Origin of the sequence: Fibrobacter sp. UWP2 (assembly GCF_900141705.1) — a bacterium.
In the GTDB taxonomy this organism is placed as follows: Bacteria; Fibrobacterota; Fibrobacteria; order Fibrobacterales; family Fibrobacteraceae; genus Fibrobacter.
Map to the genome: position 1 here is coordinate 178898 of NZ_FQYM01000001.1, position 14688 is coordinate 193585.

Consider the following 14688-nt stretch of genomic DNA (forward strand, 5'->3'; position numbering starts at 1 on the left):
ATAATAAAAAAATGACCAATTACGACTTTTCCCGCACCCCTAGGACGGGCAAAATAATGTATTTTATTCCATAAGGTTGGATCGGAGTATGAAACAGATTTTTAACTACAGCGACTATCGCGACTACATTCGCGATTTTTACCTGGAGCGAAAAAAGAAGAACCCCAGGTATTCTTACAGCGTTTTAGGGACCGCCATTGGCTTGAACGCAAGCCATGTTTTTTGCCTTGTCGAAAAAACGCGCGACCTCCCGATCCGTTGCGTCCCTGCCGTCAAAAAACTGATGGGGCTCGAGAACCGCGCAGCCGCCTACTTTGACCTGCTCCTCGCGGCATCGCGCACCAAGTCCGAGACGACCCGCGCCGAGATTATGGAGAAGGCGGCACTCCTCAAAGACATCAAAAAACGTTTTTTGCAGAACAAGGAACTGGAGTACCTGAGCCAGTGGTGGACCGCGGTCATCCGCGCCGTCATCGAGGTAAACCAGGGCCGCATCGACATCAAAAAAATCGCCAACAGCCTGGAGCCCCCCATTAGCGAGGATCAGGCCAGGGACAGCATCCAGCTTTTAAAGGACCTCGGGTTCATCAAGCCCATCAACGACAAGCGCGTCTCGCTCACCGAGTCGCACATCACCATTGGCGGCGAGGAACGCGCCAATGCCATCCGCAGTTTCCAGGCCGAGGTCATGAAGGTGGGCGCCCGCTCGCTCCGCGAGGTCGCCCCCGAGAACCGAGACATTTCAACATTGACCATGCCGGTGGACCAGCAGTGCTTCGAAGACATCAAGGCCATGCTGCAGGAATTCCGCCAAGAAGTCCAAATCCGCGTGGACAAATGCAAGCACCCCAGCCGCGTAATGCAAATGAACCTGGCATTCTTTCCGGTCGCATTAAGCAAAAAGGAGGCCGAGAAATGAACTTCTACCAAAAGAAGTCTTCCCTAAAATCCCTTTTAGCGATCCTCCTGATCTTGTTCCCTGTCGCCTTCTGGGCAGGGTGCGGAGACAACGGCGGTTCCGGTGATTCAGCAAGCTACACCACCGAGACCGAGAACGCCATTGCCGTGAGAGTCTTTGACGGCGCCACCCCCGCCGCGCGGACGAGTTTCAAAGTGATGCCCAACTGGTTCCTCGCCGACACCAGCAAGGCCGCCAGCGAAAGCGAATACACATACTCGGGCACAACCGACGAGAACGGCTGGGTCCGCATCGAGAACCACCCCGAAGGCTCGTTCACCCTGCAGCTTGTCAAGGGCGATTCCGCCGTCGTGACGCAATACAATTTGAACAAACTCTCCCCGGTGTTCACCAACGACAGCATCGCGCTCAACGCCCGCGGTTCCGTGGACGGCTGGGTGGCTTTGCCGCAAAACGCCAAGTACGCCTGGGTCTTTGTGAAAGGCGTCGACATGGTGCAAAAGACCGACTCCACTGGGCACTTCGCCATTAACGACGTTCCCTCGGGTAGTGTCGACATATTGGCGTGGGTTCCTCAGGACCAGACCGTCGCCGGCGTCGCCAGCATCAAGGTGGAACCCGCCGACACGCTCTTCCTCGAGACCCTCAAGACTCCCGATGAAATGGAAGAACTGCAGGATCCGTGGCGTTACTCCCGTAGCATCGCCCCCTCGAAGCTTATCTCCGACTGGATGAAGCCCATCACCTTGCCGATGGTCGTCACCATCCGCCTGGACGCAACCACCTTCGATTTCGCCACCGCCAAGAACGACGGTTCCGACCTCAGGTTGTATGACGCCGAGGGCGAACTTTTGCCCATCGAGATCGACACCTGGAGCACCACCGTTCAAAGCGGCATTGTGAACGTGCGCATCGAGAAACCCGCCGACACCGCCGGCACTTGGACCCTCAAGTGGGGCAACCCCACTGCACGTACCTTCGAGAACGCCGATGTCTGGGCGGGCATGAGCGACTCCGTCATGCAGGAGCTCAACAGCGCCTTTATCATAGGCTTCGAGAACGATTCACAAAAGAACGACCTGCAGCCACCCCTCATTCCCAATTCCTGGTACCTGGGGACCAAAGTCACCGAGAACCTGGATTCCATCCAACTCCATAACAATATGAAGGCGATTGAAGATGCCGACGAAGGCCGCAACGGCAAAGCCCTCCACATCAAGTACAGCGCCAACTGGCCCGAATACGTTTTGATGGGAACCCGAATATCGAAGGCCTCCCGCGACATCGGCCACCTGGACTCCATCGAGGTCTGGATCCGCGGCAACGGCAAGTACAACATCATCTTGGAAGACCTTGTCTCCGATTACAACCACAAGGTGGAATACATTGGCGACGCCAAAGAAGAATGGGAACGCGTCGTTGTGCGTCCCCAGGACTTCAAGTCCGACACCATCAGCTATCACGGTTGGGAGCAGACCCGCCACAATGTCACCCACTTTACCGTATTCGCCTTTGACGGCACAGACTTGTGGATTGACGACGTCCGCCTTTATGGCATCAATCGCGACGACCTGAGATAAGGACCGATTTTTCGACCCCGTTCTTTTTGTAACGGATGTACAGCGCCTGGCTTTTGGAATCAAAGTAAAGCCGGGCTTTTTCATTTAATGGCGCCAAGCCGCGTGCCATTTGGGCAGAGCCGAGCGCCGTTGTGGAGTCGACCTTGCCCGTATCGGCGACAACGCCCGTGTCTTGCGGAACAACTTCGGGTTCCTGGGCCTTCAACAGCTCAAGCATTTTCAAGGCGTAGCGCCTGCCAAAGGTCTCGTAGCCCTCGCGCGTAAAGTGCAGCGTGTAGTTTGTCTCCTTCAAGGCGGGGCAATCCTTCGCCGAAACCAGGTGGCCGTTCGGAATCAAATCGGCGGCCTCGGCAACGGCGGTGTTTCGCCAGCCCAAGTCTCCCGTAGGTGCCAATTCCCCAATCAGGATGGGGACCTTTTCGGGGTCCAGCTCCAATTCCTCAATAAAGTCGTCATAGACCTTCTTTACACGGCTCGGCCAGTCGTTCATTTGGTAGTCGGCTTCGCCCTGATGGAACAAAAAGCCCTTGATAACACCCTTTTGCTTGGCAATTTTCCCCATTTCTACAATTCTTTTGTGCAAATCGCCGCCGTACTCCTCAAAATACTGGAGCCACCAGGTGTCGCCCTTATTCTTGGCGTTTTGCACGTAGGCCGTGTTGCGGTCCTTGTCAAAAAGGTCAATGCTTTGGCCGCCAATGGCCACGTTCGCCACCGCCACAGTAATGCTGTCAGGCAAGGAATCGATCATGGCGCGCCCAAAGAAATCGACAATGCCCATTTTGGACTGACTGTGCCCCATAGGAGGGGCCGCCGGGTAGAACTCCCCGACCTTTTGGCCGGAGTGGTTTGCGGCTCGCAGCACCTGGAACCTAGGGTTCGTCACCTTATCGGCCGCAGTGACGGTCGCCTGTCCCGACATGTTCGACTGGCCATACGCCAAGTAAATGTGGAAATTCGGGTCCTGTGCATAGCACAGAGTCGCTCCCAAAGCCAATGCCGCTAGAACTTTACGCATATAGGCAAACCTCCCTTTTTAAAAATAAAAAAACAAACGCCCTGTTTGGTAGGACCCCACTACAGCAACGGAATTTCCGCCAACCTTGTAATTCCCCATCCGCTACTGTAGTGGGCCTAATTTCTACCTAAGCGTTTGTTATGAATAAAATTACCTACGAGCGCCCCCATTTTATAGCCCTTTGCGAAAATAAAGCATTTACAAAATGTATATGAAATTGCCAATAATTGGTGTTTTAACTAACTTTACCGCCGTAAACAAAAAAGCGGCAAAAACCGCGAATTTACGGAGATTACCATGGGTTTTAAATGCGGCATCGTAGGCCTTCCCAACGTGGGCAAGAGCACCATCTTCAACGCAATCACCAACGCCGGCGCCGAAGCCGCCAACTACCCGTTCTGCACCATCGAGCCGAACGTGGGCATGGTGAGCGTGCCCGATAGCCGCCTCGACGAGTTGGTAAAAGTTTACAACCCCAAGTCCATCGTGCCGGCCGTGACCGAATTCGTCGACATCGCCGGCCTCGTGAAGGGCGCAAGCAAGGGAGAAGGCCTGGGCAACCAGTTTCTCACCCACATCCGCGAATGCGAAGCCATCATGGAAGTAGTACGCTGCTTTGACGACGAGAACATCGTTCACGTGAGCGGTTCCGTGGACCCCGTCCGCGACGTGGAAGTCATTGAACTCGAGCTCATCCTCAAGGACATGGACACCGTCGAAAAACGCCTCGCCACCGAGAACAAGGCCGCCCGCGTCGGCAACGCCGAAGCCAAGGCCCGCCTCGCCGCCTGCGAACTCTTGAAAAAGACCCTCGAAGAAGGCAAGGCCGCCCGCACCGTGATGAACGACAGCGAAGAAATGCAAGCCGTTGTGAAGGACCTGGGACTGCTCACCGCAAAGCCGCTCTTTTACTGCGCCAACGTGAAGGACGACGACATTCTCACCGGCAACGCCTACGTGGACACACTCAAGGCCTACGCCGAAAAAAACGGCCACGCCGTCATCGTGATCAGCGGTAAAATCGAGGAAGAGCTCTCCCAGATGGAGCCCGCCGACAAGGCAGAATTCCTCAAGGAACTGGGCATGAAGGAATCGGGCCTCGACGCCGTGGTGCGCAAGGGCTACGAAATTCTCGGCCTCCGCACGTTCTTTACCGCCGGCGAGAAGGAATGCCGCGCCTGGACGTTCCACTCCGGTTTCAAGGCCCCGCAGTGCGCAGGCGTCATCCACACCGATTTCGAGCGCGGCTTTATTCGCGCCGAGACATTGAGCTTCGAGGACTTTCGCAAGCACGGCAGCTGGAACGCAGCCAAAGAGGCAGGGCTTGTCCGCACCGAAGGCAAGGACTACCTGGTACAGGATGGCGACATCATGTACTTCCTCTTCAACGTGTAGCAAACGGGCTGCAACAGCCTACATAAAAGCCGGACACGGCAAAAAAAGCGGGTTCAAGACCCGCATTTTTTATTTCTTTTCTTTTTTCGCCCGCATTTCAACTACAATCGGTCGTACAATACAGGCGAGATTCATCGCCGTCCCTATGAGAATCAATGCGCTCGCACAGTAAATCCCCGTTGCGGGTTCAACCGTCAGCACGTTCATACCAAGCTGGCTGCATATTTGAACCACCTGCCCAAGGAACGCCCACATGGCGACCATCGAGAGGATGCCCATGGCAAGCGAACCTAAGGAGGCAAAGTAACCGATCTGTGCAAGCCAGGCAAACACGGCGGCAATCACCAGCGCCCCGGCAATGCCATACATAAAGCGGAACGGTTGGAGCTTGGGGAATTCCGGAAAAACTTCGCGGAACCTTTCAAACGCCTTGGGGTTGCCTGTCTGGATGTTCTTCACATAGCCTGCCGCGGGCTCCTTCAAGTCCGTTTCGAGGTCAAGTCCGCTGGCGATTTCGTAAAAGGTCGGTTCCGCAATCACCGTATCGGCACAGGAGACGTTAAAGAGCGGGAGCAAGAGTCCCAAGAGAGCAAGCAAGTAAGGGGCTGCCACCAGCCTCTGAAAGAACTTGAATTTACTTTCCACGATTATTCCTTGATGATATCGCGAGGATACACGCAACGGAAGCCAATCGACTCGGACCAGTAGCGCGGATCTTCGTCATCGCTTTCTGTTGCATTCAACAGCTTTTCCTTGTCTTTCCAGGAGCCGCCCTTGTAGACCTTGGAGGAGCCGAACATGGCGCCCGTCGGGTTCGAGGGTTCCACGATCACCGAGAACATGAAATACTTGTCGCGGGTCCATTCGGCAACGTTACCCGCCATGTCGTAAATACCCCAGCGGTTCGGCTTCTTGGAAGATGCCGGCTGCGGACCATACTCGCTGGACTTGGAATTCATGCGGTAGGAGTTGTCGTAGTACACGGCGTACTTACCCGGATCCGGGATGGAATCAAAGATCCAAATGGCACCGTCGTTGTTGTCGGCGCGGGCGGCAAACTCCCACTGGGCTTCTGTCGGCAGGTCACCACCGAGCGTCTGGCACACAAAGCGGGCGTCGTCCCATGTGATGTTGTGGACCGGCTTTTGCGGATGCTTGTAGGTGGAGCGGTCCTTGATGCGCTTTGTGGAATCCAAAGTGTTCATGGCCTGTTCAAAAAGCTTCTGAGTCATCTCGGTCGTCATGATAGCGAACGGGGACATCGAGACCACGCGGCCCTTGTAACGGAACATACCGGAATCAATCATTGCCACATTGCCATGCACGCGGTCACGAACGACGCGAGCCGAAGTCGCAATGTTCGCGAGCGACGGCATAAGGGCATCCTTCGCCCAAACCGTATCGGCAGCAGAAGACGAAGACATTGCCGAAGAGGAACTGCGGACGACAGGCTCTTCCACAGTCTTCGGGTTCAACCATTCCTGCACCTCAGGTTCGTTCAAAATATAGTCGGGCAAAATGAACTCGCCCTGGCCAGAGAAAATTTCGCCATTAATCTGGAAATCGATCATTTCGTAGCGATACTGGTGGCGGCTATTAACCTTGCCATCCTTGTAAATCCACACGGGCTTGTTGTTCTGCAGGGTCAAGAACACCTTGATGTCGCTATTGCTGTCCTTGAGCTGCATAAAGAGCCTGTCCATATCCTGTGTCGCCACGGAACCCGTCCATGACACGTCAAAACGGCCATGATCGTCACCAAAACGGAGCGTAACGGCAATGACGTGAGCAATAGATTCGCCCTGGGTATCTTCGAACACAGGTTCAACCTTGGCGGGCATCATGGAGCCACGGAGCGGCAACTGCTGCAGTTCGTCCAACTTTTTGAGGAGAGCCTTGTTCAAGTAGCTTACGTCGCCAATCTTGGACTGGCGCCAGATCTTTTGGGCTTCGGCCTTTTTGGTATTGTAACGGGCTTCGTATTCCTTAAAAACCTTGTTGTCTTCGTCCAAACCAAGGGACGAAGCCGAATGGAACTTAGGATAGGCAGATTCAAATTCGTTCATCGAAAGATTCTCGGTCGCCTTGTCCAGCTGGTCCATGAACTTGTCGTAGAGCACTTCCGTTTCTTCGAGCGTAGTGGTCTTTTCAATATCATTTATCGTAATGTCAATGGCGGGTTTCTTGGAATAATCAATTTCAAAATGCATCGGCTTCGGCTTGAACACCAAAGCATCGCCATCGCCCACAATGCCAATATCGGCATAAGGCAGAGCATTCGGCGCCGAGAACACGAAGGTGTAAGCGCCCGGCTGCACCGGGAAGAGGGTCCTGCCCTTAATAGTACCCTTGTTATTGGAGATTTCCAGCTTCTTGTCATCGGAAGAGAACTTGATAATTCCGGGGAGGGTGGTCTCTGTCAGCAACTGCCATTCACCATTCTTGATAAAGAACATCTTGGGCACACGCGGAGAATAAATGTACTCGCGGTCAAAGTAGATATCGGCTTCGTCCTGGAACGCCTTGGTGTTTTTAGTCGCATAGAAGCGCATTGTCGCCACTTCCGCAGCCCTCAAATAGTTATCCTTCAAGCTATAGGCGTGGAGTTTTTTGAAGTTTTCGGCATTCACCTTGCCCGAAATCCACTGGTATTCCTTCGGTCCAACCTTGTGGCGCAGATAAATCTTGTTTTCTTTCAGGGGGAACGTCTGTTCCTCGGACACCGCCACACCCTTGCCCGCGCTCACAGCCATATTGGCAATCGGGTCGACGACGGTCCCCACCTTGAAGTGCTTGGCAGGGATTTTGAAGTTCTTGTCACTGTCGGCCATAGTCAGGGCAGGCAACAGCAACAGAATCGGAAGCAAACGAACAAAAGACATAACAGCTCCTGTTATCTTTTAGTACAAATCTAACACTGCAAAAGATAGTCTTTTTGTAAGGAAAATTTACCTTTTCATGGGTCGTTTTTGCCCATATTGAGCAAATATCCGCCCTTTGATCCCCCAACAGGCCCCAATTCGACCTTCCAGTCGGCCAATCGGATAATATCAGGGTGGTGCTCAATGACTATCACCGTGTCGCCACGGGCACTGAGACGGCGCAAGAGATTCCAGAGCATTTGGATATCCTTGAGGTGCAGCCCTGTGGTAGGTTCATCCAGCAAGTAGACCATTTCGCCATGGGAACGCTTCGCCAGCTCCGCCGCCAGCTTGAGGCGCTGGTTCTCCCCTCCGCTCATAGTCGTCACCGGCTGGCCAAGCCGCAGGTAACCCAGTCCCACATCGCGGAGAATCTCGAGCTTGGGCAAGATCTTGGGCTGGTCCTTGAAGAACTCGCAGGCCTCGGCAATGCGCATGTCGAGCACATCGGCAATGTTCTTGCCCTTGAAGGCGACCGTGAGCGTTTCTTGGTTGTAACGCTTGCCGCCGCAAACCTCGCACGGCTCCCAAATGTCCGAGAGAAAGTGCATCTCGACGGCTACGGCACCACGCCCCTCGCAGGCTTCGCAACGGCCCCGTGCCAGGTTGTAGCTGAACCGGCCGTAATCAAAGCCCTTGACCTTGGACTGCGGAAGTTTGGCGAACAGACGGCGTATATCGTCGAATACGCCGGTGTAGCTCGCGGGCGTGCTGCGCGGCGTTCCCGATATGGGGCTCTGGTCCACGTACAGCACCTCGCCACTCTGCTTTTTGCGACCGCGCGCCTGGAACTTTTTTTTGAGCGCTGGGAAAACTTCGTCCATGACCATCGAGCTCTTGCCGCTACCACTCACACCGCACACAACGCTCACGGCGCCCTTCGGGAACTTTACAGACAAATTCTTTAAGTTGTTCTTGACAAGTCCCTTGAATTCGTAGAATTCCGTATTGTCGGTAATGCTCTTGGGAGAAGTCTCGTTGGCAAGTGGGATGGAATGCGTGAGATACTTGACTGTCTCGCTCCTCGGAAACTGTTGCAGGGCATAGGGCTTAGAAAGCTGTGTTGGAGAGCCCTCCGCCACGACTTCCCCGCCAAACTCGCCTGCGGCAGGGCCCATATCGATAATGTGGTCCGCGGCACGCATCATGTTCATGTCGTGCTCTACCACGACAAGCGTATTGCCGAGGTCGCGCAGGCGGTACAGGGAATCGAGCAGTTTGGCTGTATCGCTTTCGTGAAGGCCTACCGTCGGTTCGTCAAGCACATACATCACGCCTTCGAGACCACTGCCGATTTGGCTCGCCAAACGGATGCGTTGCGACTCGCCGCCGCTCAAGGTGTCGCCCGCGCGGTCGAGGCCAATGTAACCAAGACCCACGCTCTTGAGGAAGTCCAGGCGGCCAATGATTTCGCGGAGCAGCGGCTCGGCAATCGTCTTCTTGGATTCGGCACTCTGCACCATGCCATCGTCCTTTGAAAAATCAACACTCGCAAACCAATCTCGGGCTTCATCAATGCTCATGTGGTTCACGTCCATGATGTTCTTGCCGCAAATGCGCACAGCCAAGAACTCGGGCTTGAGACGTTCGCCATGACAATCGGGGCAAACCTTGCCGTCTTTAAAGTGGCCAAGGCCAAGGCACGTTTCGCATGCGCCCCAGTGCGTGTTGAAGCTGAAGTAGCGCGGGTTCAATGCGCTGTCCATGTACCAGCCACACTTGGCGCATCCCGGCTTTTCAGAACACGCCAGACGCTTGCCCGCCTCGTCTTCCACATACAAAATGCCGTTGCCGTCACGATAGCCGCGTTCAAACGCCTCCACGAGGCGGGCGCGGTTCGCCTCGCGAACCACCACCTGGTCGGCAACCGCCAGCACCTGCTTTTCGCGAGTTGGCAACTTGGGGAGTGGGAGGTCCACCATTTTGCCGCCCAGGTACGCCTTGCGATAGCCCTTGTCCACCAGCACCTGCGACGTCTTGAGCACGTCCTTGAGCTCTATGGGAGTCAAGATGGTAATCATCTTTTCGTTATCACGATCAAACGCGTATTGCATGAGGTCACCCGCGCTGTACGAAGCCACGGGCTTCCCGCAATGCAAGCAGTGCGGGGTCCCGACGCGAGCCCACAAAATACGGAAGTAGTCGTAAATTTCGGTGAGCGTCGCGACCGTACTGCGCGGGCTCTTGCTCGCACTCTTCTGGTCAATCGCAATCGCCGGGGCGAGTCCCGTAATGGAATCAATGCTGCCGTGGTCCGGCCGTCCCAAAAAACGGCGGGCATAGGTGCTGAGCGTCTCCACAAAACGGCGCTGCCCTTCGCTAAACAGCGTGTGGAATGCGAGGCTCGACTTGCCGGATCCCGAAACGCCGGTAATCACCGTGAGCTTGTGGCGCGGGATGGTCACGTCAATATTCTTGAGGTTGTGCTTGCGCGCCCCGTGGACTTCGATATCGAGGGAATAACCCTCGCCCGCCTTGAGACTCCTGTTAAACTGCTTGTTCTCGCCGTGCTTTTTCGCAAGCACCGGCAACAGGTAGCGCCCGGTCTCGCTCTTTTTGCAGCGGGCAATTTGCTCCGGCGTACCCTTCGCAATCACGCGTCCGCCGTGTTCGCCCGCATCGGGCCCCAGATCTATAATCCAGTCGGCGCACTTGATCACATCCAGGTTGTGTTCAATAACCACCACGCTGTTGCCTAGGCTGCGCAAGCGGTTCAAGCAATCCAAAAGCTTGCGGATGTCCTCAAAGTGGAGACCCGTAGTGGGCTCGTCAAGCAGGTAAAGTGTTTTGCCCGTACCCGGGCGGCGGAGTTCCGAGGCAATTTTCACGCGCTGCGCTTCACCGCCGCTCAAAGTTGTCGAGGGTTGTCCCAGCCGTAAATAGCCGAGCCCCACCTCTTCGAGCAATTTCAACGGTTCCGCGATTTTTGGCTGGTCCTTAAAGAACTCACTCGCCTCGCTAATGCTCAAATCCAAAATCTCGGAAATGTTCTTGCCCTTAAAATAAATCTCGCGAGTCGCATCGTTAAATCGCTTGCCGTCGCAAACGTCGCAAGTCACCTGTACGCTCGGCAAAATGTGCATGTCCACGACTTTGACGCCCGCACCCTCGCAGGCGTCGCAGCGGCCACCCTTCACGTTAAAGCTAAAACGGCTCTTGGTATAGCCGCGGATCTTGCTCTCGGGCAGGTTCCCAAACAAGTCGCGAATGTCGTCCCAAATCTTGGTGTAGGTCGCCGGATTACTGCGCGGCGTGCGGCCAATGGGCGTCTGGTCGATTTCAATCACCTTGTCGATGTTCTCAAGCCCTTCCAGGTGGTCGAACTTGCCCACCGGTTCCTCGGAATTGTAGAACACGCGCGCCAGTTCACGGCGCAAAATCTGGTTCACGAGCGTACTCTTGCCGCTCCCGCTCACGCCGGTCACCACGGTGAACGCGCCGCCTAGCGGGATTTCAACATCGATATTCTTGAGGTTGTTCTCGCAGGCACCGCAAATCTTGAGCTTGGGCGTGTTCTTGTCGATCTTCATGCGCTTTTGCGGCACCTCAATCGCCTTGCGCCCGCTCAAGTAGGCTCCCGTCAGGCTCGACTTGTTCTTCTCAAGTTCCTCGACCGTGCCCGCCGCAATCACACGGCCGCCCTCAACACCCGCCCCCGGGCCCACATCGACCACGTAGTCGGCGTGCCGCATGGTGTCTTCGTCATGCTCCACAATAATGAGGCTGTTGCCCTGTGCCCGCAAGTGTTCAAGCATCTCGAGCAGTTTGTCGTTGTCGCGCGGGTGCAAGCCTATGCTCGGTTCGTCCATCACGTAGAGCACGCCCTGGAGACCCGCGCCCACTGCACTCGCAAGGCGGATGCGCTGCGCCTCGCCGCCGCTCAGCGTAGAAGACTTACGGCTAATGTTCAGGTAGCCAAGCCCCACCGTTTGCAAAAAGCTCAAACGCCCGCGAATCTCCTTGAAAATTTCCTTGCCAATACGCTGTTCGCGGTCAGAGAGCTTAAGGTTGTTGAAGAACTCCACAGACTTTTCTACAGACCACGACGTCATCTCGGTCAAATTCACCCCGTGGAACGTGACCGCGTTCGCAATGCGGTTCACGCGCGTGCCGTGGCATTCCGGGCACACGCCAATCTGCATGTACTTGCGAAAATGGAAAATATGCCACATGTCCCACAGCCCCTGCATCACCGTCATCACACCGGTCTCGGATTCGCTCGGTGTCCCGTACAAAAAGGCGTGGCGTTGTTTTTCGGTAAGCTTGTTCCACGGCGTGTCGAGGCTGCAGTGCATCTCATTGGCGATGGTGCGGAAGTTCCGCCACCCAAAGTCGCTAAAGATAATGTTGCCGTCGTCCTTCTTTTGGGTGGCAAAGCAACCCTGCTTAATGGACTTGCTCTTGTCGGGAATCACCAGGTCCAAATCGAACTTGCAACTCTCGCCAAGGCCCATACAAACCGGACAACGCCCCTTGGGGTCGTTAAAACTAAAGAAACGCGGTTCCAACTCGGGGATGGAGATTCCGCACTTGGGGCAAGCCAATTCCGTGCCCTGCAGGCGGTATTCCTCGGCAGCCTTTTTCCCCGAAGAAGCCTCGGCGGCAAACAAAAAGCTCACCAGTTTGCCATCCGTCAGTTTGAGCGCCCCTTCGAGCGCCTCGCGCAGGCGGCTCATGTTCTTGCGCTCCAGAGTCAATCGGTCAATGACCGCCTCAATGGTGTGCTTTTCGTAACGCACCAGGGCGGGGACCTCCTCAAGGCGGTAAATGACGCCATCAACGCGGGCGCGTACAAATCCTTTTTCCTTGAGTTCGGCAAGTTCCTTGCGGTATTCGCCCTTGCGCTCTTGCACAATCGGCGCCATCACCGTAATTTGACGACCCTCGTCGCCCGCATAAAGGTTGTCCACAATCTGGTCCACCGTCTGCGCCTGGATAACGCGACCGCAGTCCGGGCAGTGCGGCACGCCCAAGCGCGCAAACAGCAGGCGGTAATGGTCCAGAATCTCCACCACCGTCCCCACCGTTGAGCGCGGGTTCCTGTTCACCGTCTTCTGGTCAATCGAAATCGTCGGCGAAATCCCGCGAACGCTCTCCACGTCGGGGTGCTTCATGCGGCCAATGAACTGGCGCGCGTATGCCGAGAGCGACTCCACAAAACGCCGTTGCCCCTCCTGGAACACTGTGTCGAACGCCAGGCTCGACTTGCCCGAACCCGAGACCCCGGTCACCACCACTATGGAATCGCGCGGGATGTTCAGGTTCACATGCTGCAAATTGTGTTCGTGGGCGTCACGGATATCAATGGACTTCGTCATGCCGTAAATATAGTGAACATTTGAACATATTTCAAGTATCCAACTCCTCTACAACTTCAAATCATTGACGAAAAAAACGAAATAAAGTATATTTGGGTCTCCCAATGGGGATATAGCTCAGTTGGTAGAGCGACAGGTTCGCAATCTGTAGGTCATGGGTTCGACTCCCACTATCTCCACGCAAAAAGCCGGCACAATGTGTCGGCTTTTTGGCTTTTAAAGTTCGAATTTCACACCAGCCTTGACTTCGCTCAAAAAACTGTTCTCGGGGAACACCCCTACAAGGGACTTGGGCATCTTGTAATGCAAGTATATCTGTTCCACGCCGGCATACAAGGTGAGAAGTCCCGGATTCCAGTTGAACGACAGCCCCCAGGTCCCCGAGAACTTCTGCAATTTTTCGTACTCGGCCGAGGGTCCGTCGATCATGTAGCCATAAAACAGGTTGAGTTTAGCCTCAAGCGAAATCTTTGTTTTAAACTTGTACGAGAACGTAGAGCGCATCGCAGGTCCCAACCAGCGCGCCCATGAATAATCCAACGTAATGGATTCCTCTTCTTCGCCCTCTTCCTGCTGCATATCCGCATACATATACGAAGACACCAGCCCATTGTAGAGGTCAAAACATTCCTCCCCGTGGTCCTGGTAGCAAAGATCCATGTAGTATTCAAAGGGCTTGTACACGCTGCCGTACCCGTAGCCGCCCCACGGGTTGCTGTCTATGCAGTTGCCGTAGAAGTCACGTTGGCAGTCGGCATTGGGCTCGCCCCCCTCAGCCTCGTCATTTGAGCTCTCGGCGATGAAGGCGATCTTCTCGATAAATCCCAAAAAGTCCGAGAGCGAGTCGGCCTCGTACTTGACGCCCACATACACGTTCCCGTTAAAACCCGTAGGCACAGCCCTGTGCCAGGAGCCGTACAGAGCAACCGACAGCGGCCCTCCATCGTGGTAATACGCCCATGTTGCCAAACCCAGGCGCTGTTTTTCAAAACGGGCAATATCCACCTCGAGCCATCCGTAAAACGCAGGCTCCATGTTCGCCTCGCTCGAGAGGTTAAAATCAACACCCACATCCAAAAGAAACCTTTTACCCACCAGGGAGTACTCCAAGCCCGGGGCAAGAGTCCAATCGCTCGTATCGAGCACCGGCATGTCCTTGTTCGCAATGAACCAGTCCGCCACAAAGGCGACACCCACCGAGTGGATCCAGTCGCCAAGCGAAAAATCGACAAAGCCCGCTACCGAGGTAAAGATGTCGCCGCCATTCTCCTTAACGGCATCGATACCGCCGTATTCCTCGTAATGGAGGCCGATATAGCCCAGGTCACCCAAAAAACGGAAAGACCAGGGTTCCTGCCCCTCGGACATTCCCAGCACGTCGTAGTAATCTTTAAGAATTTCCTGGATTTCCTTGGTGTACTCCCCATCCATTTGGGCGGCTTCCTCAAAAAGCGCCACGGACTTGGGAATATCACCCGCCTTTTCGGCCTCGAGGGCACGAGAATACACCTGTTCCTGGGTCTCTGCAAACAACACA

General features: G+C 55.1%; 8 protein-coding genes and 1 tRNA gene. 4 read left to right on the top strand and 5 right to left on the bottom strand.

Going from position 1 to position 14688, the window contains the following annotated elements:
* Positions 1-88: 88 nt before the first annotated feature.
* On the top strand, positions 89-919 hold the full coding sequence (locus tag BUB55_RS00775; protein ID WP_073187321.1) for a TIGR02147 family protein: 831 nt from the start codon (positions 89-91) through the stop codon (positions 917-919).
* On the top strand, positions 916-2499 hold the full coding sequence (locus BUB55_RS00780) for a DUF2341 domain-containing protein (protein WP_073187323.1): 1584 nt from the start codon (positions 916-918) through the stop codon (positions 2497-2499). The genes BUB55_RS00775 and BUB55_RS00780 overlap by 4 nt, the downstream gene beginning before the upstream one ends.
* Here the strand turns inward: BUB55_RS00780 and BUB55_RS00785 are convergent.
* On the bottom strand, positions 2477-3517 hold the full coding sequence (locus BUB55_RS00785) for a sialate O-acetylesterase (RefSeq protein WP_073187324.1): 1041 nt from the start codon (positions 3515-3517) through the stop codon (positions 2477-2479). The two genes, BUB55_RS00780 and BUB55_RS00785, sit on opposite strands and share 23 nt — an antisense overlap.
* Before the next feature lie 297 nt (positions 3518-3814).
* On the opposite strand from BUB55_RS00785, the gene ychF reads away from it, so the two are divergent.
* Positions 3815-4912: a redox-regulated ATPase YchF gene (gene ychF / locus BUB55_RS00790; RefSeq protein ID WP_073187326.1), complete on the top strand. Its 1098-nt coding sequence runs from the start codon at positions 3815-3817 to the stop codon at positions 4910-4912.
* Positions 4913-4981: 69 nt separating this feature from the next.
* Here the strand turns inward: ychF and BUB55_RS00795 are convergent, their stop codons facing one another.
* The 3 genes from BUB55_RS00795 to uvrA form a co-directional block, all read right to left on the bottom strand.
* A complete protein-coding gene (locus BUB55_RS00795) occupies positions 4982-5557 on the bottom strand; it encodes a hypothetical protein (protein WP_083596803.1) in 576 nt (191 codons plus the stop codon).
* Positions 5558-5559: 2 nt separating this feature from the next.
* A complete protein-coding gene (locus tag BUB55_RS00800; protein WP_073187328.1) occupies positions 5560-7794 on the bottom strand; it encodes a formylglycine-generating enzyme family protein in 2235 nt (744 codons plus the stop codon).
* Positions 7795-7868: 74 nt separating this feature from the next.
* The gene (gene uvrA, locus BUB55_RS00805; protein ID WP_073187330.1) at positions 7869-13151 is read right to left on the bottom strand and encodes an excinuclease ABC subunit UvrA; all 5283 of its coding nucleotides are present in this window, start codon (positions 13149-13151) and stop codon (positions 7869-7871) included.
* A gap of 106 nt (positions 13152-13257) precedes the next feature.
* Here uvrA and BUB55_RS00810 point away from each other — a divergent pair.
* Positions 13258-13330: transfer RNA gene (locus BUB55_RS00810), tRNA-Ala, on the top strand.
* A gap of 37 nt (positions 13331-13367) precedes the next feature.
* Here BUB55_RS00810 and BUB55_RS00815 read toward each other — a convergent pair.
* Complete coding sequence (locus tag BUB55_RS00815) at positions 13368-14687, bottom strand: hypothetical protein (protein ID WP_143152824.1); 1320 nt, start codon at positions 14685-14687, stop codon at positions 13368-13370.
* Position 14688 lies beyond the last annotated feature (1 nt).